This is a genomic window from Phaeobacter sp. LSS9 (assembly GCF_003443595.1).
Taxonomy (GTDB): Bacteria; Pseudomonadota; Alphaproteobacteria; order Rhodobacterales; family Rhodobacteraceae; genus Phaeobacter; species Phaeobacter piscinae.
The window spans coordinates 3,297,893-3,319,401 of sequence record NZ_CP031956.1 but is presented as its reverse complement, the minus strand read 5'-3'; the positions used below and the strand labels follow the sequence as shown (position 1 = coordinate 3,319,401).

Below are 21,509 nucleotides of genomic sequence, written 5' to 3'. Positions count from 1 at the left end.
GGGTTCACATTGCGAACAGGGTTTTCCGTCGGCTTGGGGGCCAGCGGGCGAACGCCCTGTTCACAGATTGGGGACCAATTCGTGCCACTGTTGCAGGGCCGCCCAGATAGGGTGGTCAGTGTTGTTAATTGGTTGGGGCTATGTCCGGTGCTGCGTTCACGGCCGGGCACATGATTTGAGGACGATTGGGGCAATTGAAGACATCTGGGAAAACCACGGATCGCACTCCGTTTGATGCCGCGCGTTACAGCGGGGATATTGCCATTGTGGGCATGTCACTTTGCGTGCCGGGCGCCCAGTCCCACGGCGCATTCTGGCAAAATCTGCGCGACGGCGTGGAATCGATCCGCCCTGTCAGCGAAGACGACCTCTTAGCCGCAGGCGAAGACCCTGAGACACTGTCCGACCCCAATTATGTTGCCGCCACCGCAGCGCTGGAGGGCTACGCTGAGTTTGACGCCGACTTCTTCGGCTTCAGCCCGAAAGAAGCCGCGATCCTTGACCCGCAACACCGCAAATTCCTGGAGGTTGCCTGGGGCGCGATGGAGGATGCCGGTCATCCACCCGAAAGCCTTGATGGTCCGATCGGCGTCTATGCCGGCTGCGGCATGGGCAGCTATTTCTACTTCAACATCTGCTCCAACAGGCCGCTGGTCGATGATGTCGGTATGTTCCTGCTGCGCCACACCGGCAACGACAAGGATTTCCTATCCACGCGCGTCAGCCATGTGTTCGACCTCAAAGGCCCGTCCGTCAACATCCAGACCGCCTGCTCGACCTCGCTGGTGGCAGTGCATTACGCCAGTAAGGCCCTGCGCGAGGGCGAGTGTGAGATGGCTCTTGCCGGCGGCGTCACGATTGAGCTGCCGCAGGGCCGCGGCTATCTGTTCAAGGAGAACGAGATCCTGTCACCGGACGGCCACTGCCATGCGTTTGACCACCGCGCACAGGGGACCGTTTTTGGCTCCGGCGCGGGGGCGGTTGCGCTGCGCCGCCTGGAGGACGCGCTGGCGGATGGCGATCACATCTGGGCCGTCATCAAGGGCTCGGCGATCAACAATGACGGTGCGGATAAGGCCGGCTATCTCGCCCCCTCGGTCGAGGGGCAGGCCAGCGCCGTGCGACAGGCGCTGCGCGCGGCAGAGACGCCGCCGGATACCATCGATTATGTCGAATGCCACGGCACCGGAACCTATCTGGGTGACCCGATTGAGGTCACGGCCCTGACCGAAGCCTACCGCGAGACCACGCCGGCGGTCGGCTATTGCCGCATCGGCTCGGTGAAGACCAATATCGGGCATCTGGATACGGCCGCCGGTGTGGCCGGGCTGATCAAGACAACGCTGGCGCTGCACCATGGCCAGATCCCACCCAGCCTGGGGTATGAGGCGCCCAACCCGGCCATTGATTTTGAAACCTCACCCTTTGTAGTCAACGACCGCTTGCGCGACTGGACCTCTGCCAAAGGTCCACGCCGTGCTGCGATCAACGCGCTGGGGGTCGGCGGCACCAACGCCCATGCGGTGCTGGAACAAGCCGCCCCCCGCCCCGCCTCGGATGAGAGCGATTTCCCGTTTCAGGTGCTTTGTCTGTCTGGCCACTCAAAAGCAGCGCTCAATGCCAATGCTTCGGCCCTGGCCGCCCATCTGCGCGCCAATCCCGATCTGCCACTGGCGGATGTGGCCTACACGCTGAAGGAAGGCCGCCGCGGCTTTGCCAAGCGTCGGACATTGGTCGCCGAAACCCCTGAGGAAGCCGCCGCCCTGCTGGACGCGGGCGATCCAAGGCGGGTGTTTGACCATGATTGCGCCGAACGCCCCCCTGAGGTGGTCTTCATGTTCCCCGGCGGCGGCGCGCAATATGCGGGCATGGCGCGGGACCTCTACGAAACCGAACCGGTTTTTGCCGATTGGATGGACCGGGGTCTGGATCACCTTGAGAGCCAGCTGGACTATGACATTCGCGCGCTCTGGCTGCCGGAGCCGGGGCAGGAGGACGCCGCAAATGCGCGCCTGCAACAGCCATCCGTGCAGTTGCCGCTGATCATGATCGTTGAATTTGCGCTGGCGCAACTGTGGATCAGCTGGGGCGTGCGCCCTACCGCGCTGGTGGGCCATTCCATGGGGGAGAACACCGCAGCCTGTCTGGCCGGGGTGCTGTCGTTTGAGGATTGCATCGATCTGGTGCTGCTGCGTGGGCGACTGTTCGACAAGGTACCCGCCGGCGGCATGCTGTCGATCTCGCTGCCGGTGGAGGAGGTTGAGGCCAGATTGTCGCCGGATCTGGACATTGCCAGCGTCAATGCCCCCCGCCTCACAGCTGTCTCTGGACCACAGGCCGCACTAGATGCGCTGGCGGCGCAGCTGACGGCAGATGAGGTGGATCACCAACGCATCCAGATCGACATTGCCGCCCACAGCCGCATGCTCGAAGGTATTCTGGAGGAGTATCGCCAATTCCTGCGCGGTTTGACCCTGACAGCACCGGACCGCCCGATCCTGTCCAACCGCAGCGGCCAGATCCTGAGTGACGCCGACGCCACCGACCCCGAGTATTGGGTCGGTCAGCTGCGAAATACGGTGATGTTTTCCGCCTGCCTCGACACGCTCGCCGAGCAACCGAACCGGCTTTATCTTGAGGTTGGCCCCGGCAAGGCCTTGTCCTCGCTGGCGCAGATGGCCCCGGCGATCAAGCCCGGTCAGGTGCTCAGCTCACTGCGTCATCCCGACCAGATGATGGCCGATGATGCCTATTTCTTTGGCGTGATCGGACGGCTCTGGGCTGCTGGGCTGGAGGCGGACTGGGATCAGATCTGGGGCGATGCCCGCCGCCAGCGTCTGCCGCTGCCAACCTATGCGTTTCAGCGCAGCCGCTATTTCATCGAACCCGCCGCCCCGGCCGCTGCGGACACAGCAGTCAGCGCGCCGCAGCGCCATGAAGACATGTCACAATGGGGATCGCGCCCCAGCTGGCGACCGGCGCTGGCCAGCTGCGATCTTGATGTTACCACCGAACTGGATCAGCAGCCTGAAACCTGGCTGCTGTTTGAGGATGACACCGGGCTTTGCGCAGATCTGGCCCCGCGACTGGAACAGGCAGGGCACAGGGTGGTGCGGGTCACCCCCGGCGACACCTATGCCCAGTTGAGCGAGAGCCGCTATATGCTGGCCCCGGAACAGGGGCGCGCGGGCTATGATGCGCTGCTTGCCGATCTGGCGCTGGCGGATCTGCTACCCAGTCGCATCGGCCATTTCTGGCTGGTCACTGAGGGCGAGAGCTTCCGCCCCGGCGCTTCCTTTTTTGATCGCAATCTGGAGATGGGCTTTTATGCGCTGACCGCCTTGGGGCAGGCACTGGCCCAGATCGACCTGTCGCATCCCCTGCATATGACGGTCTTTACCACCGGGGCGGCACAGCTGCGCAATGAGCCGCTGCCCTACCCGGAAAAAGCGATGATTGCCGGCCCTGTGGGCGTGCTGCCGCGCGAGATCCCCGGCCTGACCTGCGCCACGGTCGATATCGAACTGCCAACCCGCCCCAATGGCCTGCGTCGCTGGCTGTCGGATCAGGCTCCGATGTCAATCACTGACCGCCTGCTGGAGGAGGTGCTGGCGGAACCTGCGAATGACACGGCACTTTGGCGCGGTGACAAGCGTTATGCCTTGCGGTGGCGCCCAGTGGCACTGCCAGACGGTGCGCCTGCATCGTCGCATCCTGGCTTCCGCGAAAGTGGTACCTATCTGATCACCGGTGGCTATGGCGGCATCGGACGCACGATTGCGGCGGATCTGATGCAAAGCTTTGACGCCAATGTGGTGCTGATCTCGCGCGGCGGGTTGCCACCGCGCGACGATTGGGACAGCTATCTCAATCGTCACAGCCCGGCCAATACAACCGCGCAACGCATCCGCGCCGTGAAGGCGCTGGACGCACTTGGGAAAGGCCGCGTCTTGCCGCTGGCCGCAGATGTCTGCAACAGCGAGCAAATGCGCACCGCTGTTGCAGCGGCCGAGGAGATCTTTGGCCCGATCACCGGCGTCATCCACGGCGCCGGCCAGATCAACGATGCGCCGGTTCTGGCCAAAACAGAAGAGGATATCGCTCAAGTTCTGGCTCCCAAAGTCAGCGGGCTCAGAGTGCTCGACGCCATCTTCGGCGCAGATCAGCTGGAGTTGATGGTCCTGTTTTCCTCTTCCTCGACGGTGACGCGCCCGATTGGTCAGGTCGATTATGTGGCTGCCAATGAATACCTCAATGCCTTTGCCAAACATCGCAGCGCCCTTGCCTCCCCAGATCAGAGAACGCATGTGGTGGCCGTGGACTGGGGCGTCTGGGCGGACGTCGGGATGGCGGCGGAGGCCCTCGGCGCACACAAGCCCGAGGCGGACAGCGACCCCATCCCCTGCGATCAACCGCTGTTTGACAGCCGCCAGTTTGCCCGTGACGGCAGTTTGCTGTTTCACCGCCGATTGAGCAGTGATCAGTGGATATTGGATGAGCATCGCACCAAGGATGGCACCGCGCTGATCCCCGGCACCGGATATATCGAATATGCCGCTGAGGCGCTGGCAGAGCTGGGCCATGACGCGCCTTTTGCGCTGCGCGATCTCTATTTCTTGCGGCCTCTGGTGGTGGCAGGAACGCCCTGCGATATGATCGTCCGGCTGACTCCGGTGGAGCGGGGGTACGATTTTGCGGTCTACAGCCGTACGGCGGAAGGCTATGCGCTGCATGTACAGGCGCTGCTGGACACCAATCTTGACAGGGACACGCAAGCGCTGGTCGATATCCCTAAACTGAGGCTTCGGATGCCGGAGGTATCGGAGACCACTCCGGCGGAGCGGCTGAAAACACCGCAGGAAGCACATCTGAAATTCGGTCTACGCTGGCACGTTCTGGAAGAGGTCCGTCATGGAACCGCAGAAGGTCTTGCCCGACTGAAGCTACCGCAGATTGCCGAAAAAGATGGCACCCTTCTGCCCCCCGGGCTGATGGATCTGGCCACCGGCTGGGCCATTGATCTGGTCCCCACCTATCGGGGCAGCGCGCTTTGGGTGCCGGTGTCCTATGACAGCATCCAAATCTTCGCGCCGCTGCCGATTGAGCTGCTGAGCCATATGCGGCTGGTCGACAGCTCTGCAAATAGCGCGCGGTTCGACATCACGCTGGCCGCTACGGATGGCACTGTGGTCGCAGAAATGCGTGGGTTTCAAATGCAGCAGCTGCCCGGTGCGACCAATCTGACCCTGGCAGAGGGCGCAGACGCCAGCGCTGAGGATCTGGGCCTGACCACCCCCGGCAGCGCGCAGCCCTTGTCGCTGGAGGAACGGCGCCTTCACCGCAATATCGCCCAAGGGATCCGTGCCGAGGACGGTCCCGAGGCGCTGCGCCGGGCGCTCGCCACCGGGCTGTCGCAGGTGGTGGTCTCGTCACTGGCGCTGCCGGATCTGATGGCGCAAGCCGATCAGCCGCCCCCGCAGAATGCCGACACCAACCAGAGCTTTGAGCGACCACAGCTGGACACCGAGTACCTCGCCCCGCGCAATGCGGTGGAAGAAGATATCGCCGCTCAGTTCGCGCGTCTCCTTGGCGTGACGCAGGTCGGGGTCGAGGACAGTTTCTTTGACCTTGGCGGCCATTCTCTGATCGCGGTCCGGCTGTTTGCGCAGATCAAGCGCAGCTTTGGTGTGGATCTGGCGATCTCCACCCTGTTTGAGGCCCCTTCTGTTGCCAAGCTGGCAGAGCTGGTGATTGCGCGCACCGGTGGCGGTCTCACCACCGAGACCCCGGTTGAGAGCGCGGGTGACACCGCTGCTGAGACCCCCAGCTACACCCATCTGGTCCAGCTACACCCCGGTGATGGCACAGGGCGGCGACCGTTCTTCCTGGTGGCGGGCATGTTTGGCAACGTGCTGAACCTGCGTCATCTGGCCCTGATGGTTGGCAAGGACCGTCCCGTTTACGGGCTGCAGGCCCGAGGGTTGATCGGCGAGGATGCGCCGCATGATCGTCTGGATGCAGCGGCACGTGATTATCTGTCGGAGATCCGCAGCGTCCAGCCAGAGGGGCCGTATCTGCTGGGCGGGTTCTCCGGCGGCGGGTTGACCGCCTATGAGATGGCCCAGCAACTGCAGGCCGAAGGTGAAGGGACGGCCGCTCTGATCCTCTTGGACACGCCGCTCCCGCTGCGTCCAGAGCTGACGCGCCGCGACAAGGCGCTGATCAAATGGGCCGAACTGCGCAGCAAGGGGATCGGCTATCTGGGCGAATGGATCACCAATCGCATCACCTGGGAGATCGAGAAACGCCGCTATGCTGCAAGCGGCGACAGCGCCGCACCAGTGTTCAACAACCGCAAGGTCGAACTGGCCTTCCGCGCCGCCCTGCCCGCTTATGATCTACGTCCGTGGTCCGGGCCACTGACACTGTTCCGCCCGCCACTTGACCGGCACTGGCAGGTCTCTGCCGGGAATTGGGTCAGCCGCGAGCGGGAATATGTCTTTGATGACAACGACTGGACCCGTTGGGCCCCTGCCGTTGAGGTGGTCGAGGTGCCCGGCGATCACGACAGTATGGTTCTGGTGCCCAATGTCAGTGTGCTGGCTGGAGAGGTGAAGGCGCGACTGGATGCCGCCGACGCCGCAGCGCTGGCCCGCAGCACCGCGGAGGCGGCGGAATGACCAACACCACCGCCCCCTCCGCCGCGCCGCCTGTAGACGTCGTCTCCGGCGATACAAATGCGCGCATTCTGACCATCATCCTGAACTACAAAACACCTCAGATGACGCTGGACTGCGCCGCCGCTGCGCTGGAGCAGATGGAAGAGCTGCCCGGTGAAGTGGTGATCATCGACAATGGCTCCGCCGATGGCTCTTATGAGCAGCTGCTCACGGCGGTGCAGGCGCGCGGCTGGCTCGACAGCGGCCGCCTGCGTCTGATCGCCAGCGACCGCAATGGCGGGTTTGGCGCGGGCATGAATATCGGCTTTCGCCTTGGCCTATGCGATGGCAGCGCCCCGGAGTTCTACTACCTGCTGAACTCGGACGCCTTTGTGCAACCCGGCGCGATCCGCGCGTTGCGAGATTTTCTGCAAGTGACCCCCGGCGCCGGCCTGGTCGGCTCTTACGTGCGCGGCACCGATGGAACGCCCCATTGTACCGCCTTTCGCTTTCCCACCATCGCGGGGGAGTTTGAATCCTCGGTGCGAACCGGCATCGTGACGCGCTTGCTGAAAGATGCCGTGGTGCCGATGGAAATCCCCACCACCCCGACACAGCTGGATTGGACCGCTGGTGCCAGTCTGATGATCCGGCGCGAAGTGATTGATGCGGTAGGCGGGTTTGACGAGACGTTCTTTCTCTACTTTGAGGAAACTGAACTGTGCCACCGTGCCGCCCGCGCTGGCTGGAGCACGCACTACCTGCCGGAAAGCGAGGTGGCCCATGTGGGATCCGCCTCAACCGGGATGAAAGACTGGCGGCGCACCCCGCAATACTGGTTCGACAGCCGGTTGCATTACTTTCTCAGCACCCATGGGCGCGCTTACACGGTCGGGGCCACATTGGCACTGATCAGCGGCAGCCTGCTCTACGGGCTGCGGCGGCTGGTGTCGGACAAACCCGCCTCCGATCCACCCTATTTTCTGCGAGATCTGATCGTTCATCATAGCCGCGCGATCTTTCGCCGTCGAAAAAACCAACCTATGGAACCGCGCCAGACCCCGTCTCAACCGGAGGAGCAGAAATGACCCCATTCTCCTGTATCGTTCTTGGCAATAAATCGCTGCTTGTCGCCTGCGCGGACACATTGCTGGCCCGCAGCCACCGCATCGCCGCCGTGGTCACAAAAGACGCCGAAATCCGCCAATGGGCCGCTGACAAGGGCCTGACTGTGCTTGAAGACGCGCGCGATTTTGATGGGTCTGTGGACTGGCTGCTGTCCATCGCCAACCTTGAGATCATCCCCGACAGCGTGCTGGCCCGCGCGCGCAAGGGCGGCGTCAATTTTCACGACGGCCCGCTGCCGCGTTATGCCGGTCTCAACACCCCCAACTGGGCCCTGATTGAAGGGGCGGAGGGTTACGGGATCACCTGGCACATGATCGAGGGCGGCGTGGACGAGGGTGATATCCTCGCCCAGCGCCTGTTTGCGATTGCCGGGGATGAAACCGCCTATAGCCTCAACGCCAAATGCTATGCCGCCGCGATGGACAGCTTCGGCGATGTGCTGGGGCAGCTAGAAACCGGCACGCTGGCGCGGCAGGCGCAGGATTTCAGCACCCGCACGCTCTATACACGCGCTGACCGGCCCGAAGCGGGTGCACTGCTGGATCTGTCGCAATCCGCAGCGGACTTGCAGCGGCTGGTGCGCGCCCTTGATTTCAACGGGTACTGGAACCCGCTTTGTGCTGCCAAGGTCCAACTACCTGAGAACAGCGATGCGCCAGTAGCGTTGATCGGCACCGCAGAGATCGTAGAGGGATCCGGCGCGCCGGGCACCGTACTGAGCGTGGACGGCACGACGATGACCTTGGCCTGCGGCCATGGCGCGCTGCGGATTGGCGGATTGCACCACTGCGACGGGCGCCCGATCAGCGCTGCTGATCACGTCAAAACCGGGGATAGTCTTCCGTCCCTTGATGCAGCGGCCCGCCGCGATTTGACCCGGCAATTGGCCGCGACGCAGGGCAGCGAGGGTAAATGGCGCAAAGCGCTGGCGGCCCTGCCCGCTGTGGATCTGCCCTTGGCAGGTCCGGCAGCTGATGGTGCAGCCGAAATCAACCACCTCACGCTGTCCAACAACGCGCCCCTGACAGAGGTCGATGTGCTGAGCGTCGCCCTTGCCCTCATGCTATCCAGCTCCGGGGCGGAGGCTGCTGGCATCGCGCTCAGCACGGATGCGCTGCAGGAGACTGCCATCGCGGGGCTGATCTGTCACTGGGTGCCGGTGGAGGCCCGCCGCGATGCGCCCTTGGACGATCTGCGGTCCGAATTGACTGCGGAGCTGGGCAGCACCCGAAGCAGCGGCGGTTTTCCTGCTGATCTTGTTGCCCGTGCGCCGGAGTTGCGACAGACCGGGGGCAGCGGTCTCTGTCCGGATATTGGCTGCATGCTGGGGCGTGCGCAGCATATCGACGGTTGTGCAGCGACCCTGTCCCTGTCGGAGGGCGCTTTGGCCCTCCACATCGATACAGGCCGAGTAGATGCGCAAGCGACCGAGCTGCTGGTGGGGCGGGCCGAACTGTTGATCGACGCGCTGACCTCGGCCTCCGATGGCACCATCGCCGATTTGCCGATCCTGCCGGAGGCCGAGCGGCGACAGATGTTGGTGGATTGGAACAGCACCGCCCGTTCCGACATCGGGCAAAGCACCATACCGGCGGAGTTTGCAGCCCAGGTTGCACGAACCCCGGAGGCTACGGCGCTGGTCTATGAGGGCGAGAGCCTGACCTATACCGAGCTCTCTGCTCGCGTTGATCATCTGGCCGCCCTCCTGCGTGGCCGTGGAGTGAAGCCGGGCAGCCATGTCGGTATCTACCTTGGGCGCGGGCCTGATCTGGTGATTGCCGCCCTCGCCACGATGGCGGCAGGCGGGGCTTATGTGCCGCTGGATCCGGCCTATCCGGCAGATCGCATCGCGCATTTCATCACCGACAGCGCCGCAAGCGTGATCCTGACCGACACCGGACACCGCGACCAGCTGCCCGGCAAACTGTCAGCCGACATCCTGTGCCTTGACGCCCTGCCCGAGGTCTCCGCCGTTGCCGAAACTGTGGCCGAAACGCCTGCCACAGCGCCCAGACCACAGGATCTGGCCTATCTGATCTATACGTCCGGCTCCACCGGCACGCCCAAGGGCGTGATGGTCCGGCATGGCAATGTCGCGAATTTCTTTGCCGCCATGGATGACCGCATCCCGCATCAGCCGGGGGACTGCTGGCTGGCGGTGACCAGCCTGTCGTTCGACATTTCGGTGCTGGAACTGTTCTGGACCTTGTCACGCGGCTTCAAACTGGTGCTGTCCAGTGATGAGGCGCGGTTGCAGCTATCCAATGGCCCGGTCGCCACCAGTGATCGCGGCATGGATTTCAACCTGTTTTACTGGGGCAATGACGACGGCCCCGGCCCGCGCAAATATGAACTGCTGCTGGAGGGGGCAAAATTCGCCGATCAGCACGGGTTCAACGCGGTCTGGACGCCAGAGCGGCATTTTCACGCCTTTGGCGGGCCCTATCCGAACCCGGCAGTGACCGGCGCGGCGGTGGCTGCGGTGACGAAAAATATCGGCGTACGCGCGGGGTCCTGCGTGGCGCCGCTGCACCACCCGGCCCGCATTGCCGAAGAATGGTCGGTGATCGACAATCTGACCGGCGGACGCGCAGGTATAGGCTTCGCCTCTGGCTGGCAGCCGGATGACTTCATCCTGCGCCCCGAAAATACGCCCCCCGCCAATAAGCCTGCGCTGTTCGAGGCTATTGAGACGGTGCGGAAACTCTGGCGCGGAGAGGAGGTCGCCTTCCCGCGCAAGGACGGTGGCGAACACGCGGTTCTGACCCAGCCGCGCCCTGTGTCAAAGGAGCTGCCGGTCTGGGTCACCACGGCAGGCAACCCCGAAACCTGGCGTGAGGCGGGCAGTATCGGGGCTAATGTGCTGACCCATCTGCTGGGACAAAGCATTGAGGAGGTCGCGGGCAAAATCACCATCTATCATGATGCCCTGCGCGCCGCCTGTCATGACCCGCGCGATCACAAGGTCACACTGATGCTGCACAGCTATCTCGCGGGCACCCGCGAAGACGCCCGCGCCACAGCCCGAGAACCGATGAAGGATTACCTGCGCGCGGCGGCTGGTCTGATCAAGCAATACGCCTGGGCCTTTCCTGCGTTCAAAAAACCGGAAGGGGTGAAAAACCCGTTTGAAATGGACCTCGGCATGCTGTCGGCAGAGGAGCTGGAGGCCATTCTTGATTTTGCTTTTGAACGGTATTTTGAGGATTCTGGCCTGTTTGGCACCATTGCCGATGCCCTGCAGCGGGTGGAGCAGCTCAAGCAGATCGGCGTTGATGAGATCGCCTGCCTGATCGACTACGGCATTGCACCGGAGATTGTGCTGGAGGGGCTGAAACCCCTTGCGGAGGTGCTGCGCCTTGCCAACGCCCCGCAACAGCTGGCGGCGGAGGATGTCTCGCTTGCGGCGCAGATCCTGCGCCACGGCGTCACCCATATGCAATGCACCCCGTCGATGGCCCGGATGATCACCGCGGACGCCGATGCACGCCCGGTGCTGGGGCGGCTCTCGCATCTGTTCATCGGGGGGGAGGCGCTGCCGGGCGACTTGGTGGCCAGCCTGCGCGCGACAACCGATGCCGACATCCACAATATGTATGGCCCGACAGAGACCACCATCTGGTCGACCATGCAGACCCTTGCGGAGGTGCCCTTGGGCACAGCCCAAATTGGTGCGCCGATTGCCAATACGACTGTTTATGTCGTCAATAACAGCCTGACTCCGCAGCCGATTGGGGTGCCCGGCGAATTGCTGATCGGCGGCGCCGGTGTGACCGCCGGTTACTGGCAGCGCCCAGATCTCACGGCGGAGCGTTTTGTTCCTGATCCCTTTGCCGATGCGGGGACGCATGTGCCCTCAACCCATCTCTATCGCACCGGGGATCTGGTGCGCTGGCGCAGCGATGGGCAACTGGAATTCCTGGGCCGCAGCGATCATCAGGTCAAAATCCGCGGCCAGCGGATCGAACTGGGCGAAATCGAGGCCGCACTGGCGGCGCTAGACGGAATCACTGGGGCTGTTGTCATCGCCCGCGAAACCGCTGGTGACACCCGGCTGATCGCCTATGTAACCGGACCTGTGGCACCGGATCAGGCGGCGCTGAAGGCCGCACTCACGCAGCGACTGGCTGCGGTCATGGTGCCGAGCCATATCGAACATCTCGACGCCTTCCCGCTGACCCCAAACAAGAAGATCGACCGCAAGGCGCTGCCCGATCCAAAACCCGTACAGATTTCCGTGCCCACTTCCGACGCGCCGCTTAGCGCCGGGGCACAGAGCAAGATTGCCGAAATCTGGAGCGGTATCCTTGGCGTCAGCGGCATCGGGGCTGAGGACAATTTCTTCACCCTGGGTGGCCATTCCCTGCTCGCGGTACAGGCCCACCGCGACATTCGCGGCGCGCTGGATGTGCCGAAGCTGTCGATCACCGATATCTTCCGCTTCCCGACCCTGTCGGGATTGGCAGGCCACGTTGACGCGCTGACCGGCGCTGGTCCCGCTGAGGAGCACGTGGCCGAACCCGCCGTCGACGCCGCAGCGAAATCCGACATGATGTCCAAACGCCGCGCAATGCGCGCCAACCGCAAGGCCCGCAGCGGATGACCCTGGTTGAGCCATCCTTGCGCAGCGCGCAGCACCGGGCGCTGATCCACCCGCTGTTTGACGATGGCGTTGCAGTGGAGATCTGCGATCCGCAGGCCGATCCACCCGCGCCCTTCCCTGAGGAGGCCGCCTGCCTGTCGCCGAACGCGGTGGAGAAGCGGCGGCGGGAGTTCGCAGCAGGCCGTGCCGCGGCGCATCAGGCGATGGCAACGCTGGGCCTGACACCCAGCGCAATTCCCGTCGGCCCCAAACGCGCGCCGATCTGGCCGCCCGGGCTGGTTGGGTCGATCAGCCATTGCCGCAGCACCGCCGTTGCCGTCGCCGCCCTGCCGCAGCAGATGCGCGGACTGGGCGTTGACGTCGAGGAGGACACGCCGCTCGCCGATGATCTGATCCCGCAGATCTGCCGCCCGGCGGAACGTCTCTGGCTGGCACAGCAGACCAACCCCGGCCAACTGGCCAAAGTGATATTTTCTGCCAAAGAAGCCGCGTATAAATGCCAATATCGCCTGAGCGAGCGGTTTTTCGGCTTTGACGGGATGGAACTGGAGATGCGTATGGCAAACGACACCGATCAGATCAGCGGGCAGTTTTCTGCGCGGTTTACGGCTGATCAACTGCCCTTCCTGACAGGGGACAGGATTGAGGGGCGATTTGTCATCGGGGAGGGGCTGATCGCGACCGCCGCACAGCTGCCGCAGGTGCGATGATCGGACGGCGTGGTTTTCTGGCACTTCTGTCCCTGTTGCCAATCGGCGCGCAGGCGACCCCCTTCGCGCTGCCACCTTTGACCGCGCCGGAGGGGCCGATGCGGGTGTTCCACCTTGGCCACTCACTGGTTGGGCCGGATATGCCGCATATGGTGCAACAACTGGCGCCGGAGGGGCATCGGTATAACAGCCAGCTTGGCTCCGGCACGCCCTTGCAGGATCATTGGGAGCCGGATCTGGAGATCCTGCATTTCGATCAGGTGAACACGCCTCCGGTCTGGCGCGATGCGCGCGAGGCGATTGGATCGGGCGACTATGACGCCGTTGTGCTGACCGAAATGGTCGAGCTGCGCGATGCGTTGCGTTACTTCAAGGGTGCGCGGTATTTTCGCCGTTGGGCAGATCTGGCGCGCGCCGGTGCCGCGCAGACGCGGATCTATCTCTATGAAACCTGGCACCCGCTGGATACGGCTGATGGCTGGCTGGCGCGGATTGACGGCGATCTGGATCAGCTGTGGCTTGGCGGGCTGGCTGGATCGGACAGCCGTCGCAACCCGAAGCGCCCTGCCTATCTGATCCCTGCGGGCCAGGTGATGGCGGCGGTTGTCCGCGCTGCTGAGGCCGGACAGATCGACGGGCTGACCCGCCGCGAAGACCTTTTTGCCCGCACCGAGGAGGGGGCGCTGGATCAGATCCATATCAATGACCTGGGGGCCTATATTGTTGCCCTTACCCATGTCAGCACACTTTATCAGCGCTCCCCGGTTGGCCTGCCCCATCAGTTGCAACGCGCCGATGGCACGCCGGCCGATGCCTTAAGTGCTGAAGCCGCGCGGCAAGTGCAAAACATCGTCTGGCAGGTGGTCACCAGCCACCCGCGCACCGGTGTGTCCTCATGACGCTGGCGGATCTGGTCGCCAGTGTGGTCATGGTTGGCCATTCCCTGTTCGGCCCCGACAATCCAGTGATGCTGGATCAGCTGCTGACGCAGCAACCCGCCCTTGCCGCCGGGCAGACAGGGGACACCATCACGGTCGAGGCGCAGATCATCAACGGCGCTCCGCTCAGCTATAATTGGGCCCATGCTGATCAGGCCGAGGGGATCAACGCCCGCACACGGCTGGCCGACGGCATAGATGTTCTGATCGTGACCGAAGCGATCCCGCTCGCCAACCATCTGAAATGGAGCGATACCGAGGGGGCGCTGACAGAGTTCTACACCCTCGCCCATAGTGCCAATCCCGAGGTCGAGGTCTATCTGCAGGAGACCTGGCACAGTCTGAGCAGCGGCACCGGGGTTGAGGTGCCATTTGACGCGGGCGCGGCGACGCCATGGCGCGACCGTTTGTCGGCGGATCTGCCGCGCTGGCAGAGCGTTGTCGATACGGTGAACCGCAAAACCGGCGGCAAGATCAAGCTGCTGAAGGCGGGCCAGGCGATGGCCCGGCTGGATGACGCCATTCAGGCCGGAACCGTGCCGGGCCTGAGCCGGATCGAGGAGGTCTTCGCCGACGACATTCACCCCAATGATCTGGGGTTTTATTTCCTCTCTGCCCTGCAATATGCGGCGCTGACCGGCCAGTCGCCCGTCGGCCTGCCGCATCAGCTGCGCTCAGCATGGGGCGGTCGCTATAAGGCGCCCGCGCCCGCACTGGCGCGACGGCTGCAGGAGATCGCCTGGGATGCGGCACGGGAGCGGGTGCAACGGGCTTCCCTGCCCTTGGATCCGCCGCCCCTGCCCTCGGATCCGGTGTTGCCCACCTTGAACCAGCCGGTGCAGGCCAGCCAGAGCGTTGCGACCGACGCTGTCACGACGCGGGCAGAACCTGCTTTGATCGACGTACCCAAGCAGCCGATTGCGATGAACCTTGCCTCTATCGCTGATTGGAGTCCGCAGGCGCCCTTCCTTGACCATTTCAAGACCGCGCGCCCCTGGATTGGACATATCGCAGGCCAATGGGGGGGCGCGGATTACTCTGATCTGGCGGCAGCAGGATATCTCGATCCGGACGGCTGGCCCACTGCGATCCCGCCGGAACTGGGTTCGGTCGGCACCCTGATCCTCACGGATCTGCCGGAAGAGGCCAGCAGCCTCACCGGGCGCTATGTGCTGCAGTTTGAAGGCGACGGGATTGTTGAGGTTACGGGTCGGGCAAGGAACATCCGCTACGGCAAAAGCGAAATCCGCTTTGACTACACGCCGGGGCCCGGCGCGGTTGAAATCCGCATTCAGCGCAGTGACCGGCAAGGGGTCGGCGACTATGTGCGCAACATCACCGTGGTGATGGAAAAACACCTGCCCGACTGGCAGGCGGGGGCGCTGTTCAACCCGGATTGGATCGCCCGGTTGCGCGGGTTTGCGGCGCTGCGTTTCATGGACTGGATGGCCACCAACGACAGCACTCAGGTGGGATGGGAGGACCGCCCGCGGGTGGAGGACTACAGTTGGACCGCGCAGGGTGCCCCGGCGGAGGTGCTGGTGGCACTTGCCAATCACCTGCAAGCCGATCCGTGGTTCACGCTGCCGCATATGGCCGATGATATCTATGTTCGCAACTATGCGCGACTGGTCCGCGATCAACTGGACCCCGGCCTGACCGCCTATGTGGAATACTCCAACGAGGTCTGGAACTGGCAGTTTGAACAGGCGGTCTGGGCCGATGATCAGGCGCGTGCGCGTTGGGGTGGGCAGGATCTATGGATGCAGTTCTACGGGGGCCGCGCCGCCGAAGTTGCGATGATCTGGACCGATGTCTTCGGCGACGCCGCAGAGGACCGTCTGGTGCGTGTGGTCTCCACCCAGACCGGCTGGTTGGGGCTGGAAGAGCAGATACTGGCGGCGCCCCTTTGGGTGGCCGAAGACCCAGCACGGCGCCCGCCCGCGCGCCTCTTTGATGCCTATGCGGTGACTGGTTACTTTGGTGGTATTCTTGGCCTGCCCGACCGCGCGGCCACCCTGCGCGCTTGGATCGCACAAAGCCGGGAACAGGCTGCGGCGACAGCTGAGGCCAAGGGGCTGCGCGGAGCTGCGGCTGCGGCATTTGTGGAAGCTCACCAATATGATGCCGCCAGCGCCTTGGCCGCCGCAGAGCTGCACGACGGGCTTGTCTCGGGCAGCTCTGAGGATACTGTCAGCGATCTTTTGGGGCGGGTCCTGCCCTATCATGCCAAGGTCGCTGAGGCGCATGGGCTTGACCTGATCATGTATGAGGGCGGCAGCCATGTGGTGGGTCTGGGCGCGATGGTGGATGATGAAATGCTGACCGGGTTCTTCAGTCACTTCAATTACACCAAAGAGATGGGCGCGTTGTACCGCAGTCTTCTGGCAGGCTGGCCGGAGATAGGCGGCCGCCTGTTCACCGCCTATTCGGATGTCTCATCCCCCGGTAAATGGGGCAGCTGGGGCAGCCTGCGCTATGTGAGCGATGATAACCCACGTTGGCGCGCGCTGGAGGCGGCAAAATGACACCGTTCATAAGCGTGCTGATCCCGGCCCACAATGAGGCGGGCTATATCGGGGCCTGCCTGACGGCGCTGTTTGCGAGCGATCCGTTGCCCAAGGGCGCACAGGCGGAGGTGCTGGTGATCGCCAATGGCTGCACCGACAGCACCGTCGCGGAGGCGCGTGCTGTGGCGGTGCCGCTGGGGTGGACCTGTGCGGTGATCGACCGGCCCGAGGGCGGAAAAATCGGCGCACTTGCAGAGGGTGAATTGCGCGCCGCCGGATCTGTTCTGGTCTATCTGGATGCAGATGTGATCGTATCCCCCCCGTTGATGGCGCAGATCTGCGCCGCGTTGACCGGGGATCAGCCACGCTATGCCAGCGGCACGCCGCAGCTATTCCCTGCCCGCAGCCAGGTCAGCCGTCTGTATGGGCGGTTCTGGGCAAAGCTGCCCTTTGTGCGCGAAGGGGTGCCGGGGTTCGGCCTCTTTGCGATGAACCGCGCCGGGCGGGCCCGCTGGGGGCAATGGCCGGATGTCATTGCTGACGATATCTTTGCCCGGCTTAGCTTTGCTCCGGCGGATCGGGTCCGGGTGCAGGCCAGTTACCAATGGCCGCTGATCGAGGGGTTTCGCAATCTGGTGCGGGTGCGGAGGCGCCAGAATGCCGGAGTGGCGGAGATTGCCGAACGATTTCCCGCTCTGCTGGCCAATGAGGATGTCCACCGCCCTGACCCAGCTGCAATCCTGCGGTTGGCGCTACGTGATCCGGCGGGGTTCATGACCTATGCTGCCGTGGCGCTGGCTGTGAAATCACCGCTGTTTCGCACCCGAAATGAGGCGCGCTGGACCCGTGGGCGATAGGTATATCTGGTCGAGGGCCTAGCCCGAGTCCCGTGGCAGGGCGGCTTGGACATGCTGCGCCAGTTTCGCTGCCTCGACATCGCTGTCGTGACGTTGCAGCACACGGGCGCGCCCGGCCTGTCCCATGGCAACCCGCTCAGCATGGGGCGTGGCGGCAAGATCCCGGATGGCCTGCGCCAGAACGCCCGGATCCCCCGCTGGCACCAGCCAGCCGGTTTCCCCCGGCAGAACAAGTTCAGGGGTTCCGGCAATATAGGTTGCAATCACCGGGCGCGCGGAGGCCATAGCTTCCATCACCACCATCGGCAGGCCTTCGGCGAAAGACGGCATCACCAGCGTCTGCGCGCGCGCCAGCTCGCCTCTTACGTCGGCTTCAGAAAGCCAGCCGGTCAGCGTCACGTGATTGCCCAGCCCGTGACGGTCAATCGCCGCCTCAAGATCGGGCCGCATGTCACCATCACCGATCAACGCCAGATGCAGGTCGGGGTAATCCGCGACCAGTTGCGCCATCGCCTCAATCAGCACCATCTGGCCCTTCTGTTCCACAAACCGACCAATCGCAGCAAGCCGTAGCGGCCCCTCAGGCACAGGCGTGGGATCGGCAAAGCGCGCAGGTTCAATCCCGCAATGGACCACCTTCAGTCGCTCCCAGCTGCCAAAGGTAGCCCAGCGGCTCAGCTGACTGCGGCCAAAACTGCTGATGGCGACGGCAAACCTGGCGCGGTCGACTTTCTCCCCCAGCGACAGCGGCACGGGCGCGTCGAATTCCTCCGGCCCATGGGTGGTGAAACTGTAACCCGGCGCACCCAGAGCCTCTGCCAGCATGGCCACTGCTGTGGCGTTGGTGCCGAAATGTGCATGTAGGTGGGCGATTTGATGCTGGGCCGCATACTCGGCGACATAGGCCGCCTCTGCCAGATAGATCAGGTGACGCAATCGACCAACCTGCGAGGCAGCGCCCAGCCGCCAGGCCATACGCAATGCAGATATCACCGAACCGGGCGCCCGGATGGTGGACCGCAGCAGGGCTGCGGCCAATTTCAGCGCTCCGGCCTCAAGCACATAAGTGGTGCGGCCCTGCTCAGCCTGATCACCGGGATCAACCAAAGGCGCGCCGGACCGGCGCATGGCGATCCGGTGAATTTCGTGCCCCTGACGCTCCAGCGCCTGCACCTCACGCCGGATAAAACTATGCGACGGCTGCGGATAGGTATTCAAAATATACGCTATTTTCACGAGGACGACGGCCCATTTTATGCAAGAGTTATCGCAGGGTATCGTCAGTTGCCGCGCTTGCCCAGCATTGCCGCGAAGGCGCCGTGGAATTGACGCCTTTGAGGATCAGTGTCGCAAGTGTACCGCAAAACTTCGAGGATATTGATGCAGCAAGTCCTGTCGCTCTTTCAAGGTGAAAGCCTCGCAGCGCGCGTGCTGCGTTCGGCCTCGTGGCTGATGATGGGCTATGGCGGCAGCCAGGCCCTGCGCCTGGCGGCCAATCTGGTGATGACACGGCTGCTGTTTCCAGAGGCGTTTGGCCTGATGGCGCTGGTCAGCGTGGTGATCACCGGGCTGGCGCTGTTTTCGGACATGGGGATTGGGCCGTCCATCGCCCAGAGCAAACGCGGTGACGATCCGGATTTCCTCGACACGGCCTGGAGCGTTCAGGTGGCGCGCGGCTTCGCGCTCTGGGGGATGACACTTCTGTTGGCCTGGCCGGTGTCGCAATTCTATGAGGCGCCCGAACTGCTGTGGTATTTGCCGATTGCCGGGATCGCGCTGGTGATCAACGGCTTTGATCCGATCCGGGTTGAGACTGCGCATCGACATCTTCTGGTCGGGCGGCTGACCGCGCTGGAGCTGCTCAGCCAGGCCATTGGCATTGGCGCCATGGTCCTCCTGGCCTGGTGGACGCAGTCGGTTCTGGCGCTGGTTCTGGGCAGCGTTCTGCAGGCGGCGGCGTTTCTGCTGGCTGTGCATCTGGGACTGCCGGGGCGGCGCAGCCAGTTCCGTTGGGAGGCCAAGGCGCTGAAGGAGTTGCTGCATTTTGGCAAATGGATCTTTCTCTCCACCGCCTTCTGGTTTCTGACCTCTCAAGGAGATCGGGCCATTCTGGGCAAATTTGTCCCGCTGGATGTGCTGGGCATTTATAATATCGGGTTTTTCCTGGCGAGTTTCCCGATGGCACTGGGCCATGCGGTGAACCAGCGGCTGATGATCCCGGTCTATCGGGACAAGCCTGCGCATGCGGCGCCTGAATACCGTCGCAAACAACGACAGCTGCGGGCCGGACTTAGCGCGATGATCCTGACTATCCTGCTGGCTATGGCCTGGCTGGGGCCTTGGCTTGTCGATCTGCTCTACGATGCGCGCTATAGCTATGCCGGCCCGATGGTGGTGCTGATTGCGCTTGCGATGGTGCCTGCGGTTATCACCATGACCTATGATCAGGCCGCGCTGGCTGCTGGGGACAGCCGGTCGTTCTTTGTCTTTACCGCTGCGCGGGCGCTGGCGCAGACGGGGCTGTTTCTGGCCGGGGTGATCCTGTTTGGCCTAACGGGCGGGATTGCCGCACTCGCACTGGCGATGGTGCTGGCCTATCCGGTGATGATCTGGCTGGCGACCAAGCATCATGTCTGGGACCCGATGCACGATCTATTGTTCACCGGCCTGGCAGCGACCGTTGGGCTGTCGGCGATTTGGTGGCACTGGGGACGGCTGGCGGAGATGATCAACGCGGTCGGGTGACGCCTGCCATCTGACGACGGTGCGTGGCTGAGTTCACCCGCTTGGCTCGGTCCCGGACCGTCGTCGCCCGCCCAAAGCCATGCGCAGCCGCGCAAAGACGCCGCGGCGTTTAGAGGACGTGTCGAGAAAGGGGATGGCGACAACAGGTGTCAGACCGGTTTCCCGCTCCATCTGTGCCACGCTGCGCAACACCGGGCGCCGCAGTTCCAGCAGGAACGCGATGCCCAATGCCAATCCGATGCTGGCAACCCCGCCCATCAGCGCCTTTTTCTTACGCCCGCCGGTGGCCGGATAATCCGGCAGCGGTGCAGATTCGATCACCGTCAGACGCTCCGACTGGCGCGATGCCTCCAGACGGAAGCCGACCTCTGCCTCGGTCCGGCGCTGGGAGATCAATTCAAGCTCGGTCTGCAACTGCCCCATCCGGCGCTCATACACACCCAGCTGGCGCTCCACCTCCGGGGTGGTTTCCAGCGAACGCTCCAGAGCGCTGCGACGGTTCAACAGCAACTCCCGCTGTGCATCAAGCGTGGCAAGTTTCTCTTCAAAAACTTCGAGCATCCGCTGTGCAGTTGCTTGTCGCTGGTTCGAGGTGGTCTGGTCCGCCTGTCTGCGCAATTCGATCTGCTCGCGCTCGATCTCCAGCAGGCCGGTGTTCAGGGTCGAAATCTCTTCCCGCCGCATCTCAATCCCGCCGGGCAGGGCGACGTTATTGGCATTGCGATAAGCGGTGATTTCATTCTCCAGCTCAGCCACCTCGCTGATGAGGGCGGTTTCCTTATCCACGAAGAAGGTCAGGGTTTCGCGGGCCTGCTCAATCCGGGAGCTTTGGCTGAGTTCGATCGTGCGGGTGGCAAATTCGCTGGCAACCGCCTGTGCCTGCTCCGGCGTCGGCATCAGGGCGGAGATGGTCAGCACCGATATCGTGCCATCATCGGCAAAGCCCTCCCGCGCGGCGGCCACCCCGGTGAGCGATACAGATTCGCGCAACAGGGCCACCTTCTCCGACGGGACCAGACCCGGAAGGTCCTGATAGAGGCCAAATTTCTCAATGATATCCAGAACCGACCCGCGGGCCATCAGACGCTGTTCGATCAGCTGCAAGCGACGCGCGGACGACCCGTCGACGGTGGATTTGGCCAAATCATCAGCGATCTTTGGTCGGGTGATCTGCAGGACTGCCGAGCTTTCGTAGAAATGCTGCTGCTTGGCCGCCACCCACAGCGAGACCATGGCGCCAAGGAGGATGACCCAGAAAATCACCGACGCGCGCCGACGCAGCATATCCAATATGTCATCCAGAGTGCGGATAGGTCCCATGTCTTGGCTCGTCGTTGGTTACGGTTGGGTGAATGTCAG

General features: G+C 63.5%; 10 protein-coding genes. 8 read left to right on the top strand and 2 right to left on the bottom strand.

Annotated elements, in window-relative coordinates; all coding sequences use genetic code 11:
- The first annotated feature begins 194 nt into the window (after positions 1-194).
- The 7 genes from D1820_RS15795 to D1820_RS15765 are packed head-to-tail and all read left to right on the top strand — an operon-like array spanning position 195 to position 17,405.
- The gene (locus D1820_RS15795) at positions 195-6,680 is read left to right on the top strand and encodes a type I polyketide synthase (protein WP_118069714.1); all 6,486 of its coding nucleotides are present in this window, start codon (positions 195-197) and stop codon (positions 6,678-6,680) included.
- On the top strand, positions 6,677-7,747 hold the full coding sequence (locus D1820_RS15790; protein ID WP_118069713.1) for a glycosyltransferase family 2 protein: 1,071 nt from the start codon (positions 6,677-6,679) through the stop codon (positions 7,745-7,747). The genes D1820_RS15795 and D1820_RS15790 overlap by 4 nt, the downstream gene beginning before the upstream one ends.
- The gene (locus D1820_RS15785) at positions 7,744-12,390 is read left to right on the top strand and encodes a MupA/Atu3671 family FMN-dependent luciferase-like monooxygenase (RefSeq protein WP_118069712.1); all 4,647 of its coding nucleotides are present in this window, start codon (positions 7,744-7,746) and stop codon (positions 12,388-12,390) included. The genes D1820_RS15790 and D1820_RS15785 overlap by 4 nt, the downstream gene beginning before the upstream one ends.
- Entirely contained in the window at positions 12,387-13,100 is a 714-nt protein-coding gene (locus D1820_RS15780) for a 4'-phosphopantetheinyl transferase (protein WP_118069711.1), read from the top strand. Before D1820_RS15785 ends, D1820_RS15780 begins: the two co-directional genes overlap by 4 nt.
- Positions 13,097-13,999 (top strand): hypothetical protein, encoded by a 903-nt coding sequence (locus D1820_RS15775; protein ID WP_118069710.1) that lies wholly within the window; start codon positions 13,097-13,099, stop codon positions 13,997-13,999. Before D1820_RS15780 ends, D1820_RS15775 begins: the two co-directional genes overlap by 4 nt.
- Complete coding sequence (locus D1820_RS15770; RefSeq protein ID WP_118069709.1) at positions 13,996-16,566, top strand: hypothetical protein; 2,571 nt, start codon at positions 13,996-13,998, stop codon at positions 16,564-16,566. Before D1820_RS15775 ends, D1820_RS15770 begins: the two co-directional genes overlap by 4 nt.
- The gene (locus tag D1820_RS15765) at positions 16,563-17,405 is read left to right on the top strand and encodes a glycosyltransferase family 2 protein (RefSeq protein ID WP_118069708.1); all 843 of its coding nucleotides are present in this window, start codon (positions 16,563-16,565) and stop codon (positions 17,403-17,405) included. Before D1820_RS15770 ends, D1820_RS15765 begins: the two co-directional genes overlap by 4 nt.
- An 18-nt stretch (positions 17,406-17,423) precedes the next feature.
- On the opposite strand, the gene D1820_RS15760 is transcribed toward D1820_RS15765, so the two are convergent.
- Positions 17,424-18,641 (bottom strand): glycosyltransferase family 4 protein, encoded by a 1,218-nt coding sequence (locus D1820_RS15760; protein WP_118069707.1) that lies wholly within the window; start codon positions 18,639-18,641, stop codon positions 17,424-17,426.
- A gap of 144 nt (positions 18,642-18,785) precedes the next feature.
- On the opposite strand from D1820_RS15760, the gene D1820_RS15755 reads away from it, so the two are divergent.
- A complete protein-coding gene (locus D1820_RS15755) occupies positions 18,786-20,150 on the top strand; it encodes an oligosaccharide flippase family protein (RefSeq protein WP_118069706.1) in 1,365 nt (454 codons plus the stop codon).
- Between the two features lie 33 nt (positions 20,151-20,183).
- Here the strand turns inward: D1820_RS15755 and D1820_RS15750 are convergent, their stop codons facing one another.
- On the bottom strand, positions 20,184-21,470 hold the full coding sequence (locus D1820_RS15750; protein WP_096870615.1) for a DUF874 domain-containing protein: 1,287 nt from the start codon (positions 21,468-21,470) through the stop codon (positions 20,184-20,186).
- Between the last annotated feature and the right edge of the window lie 39 nt (positions 21,471-21,509).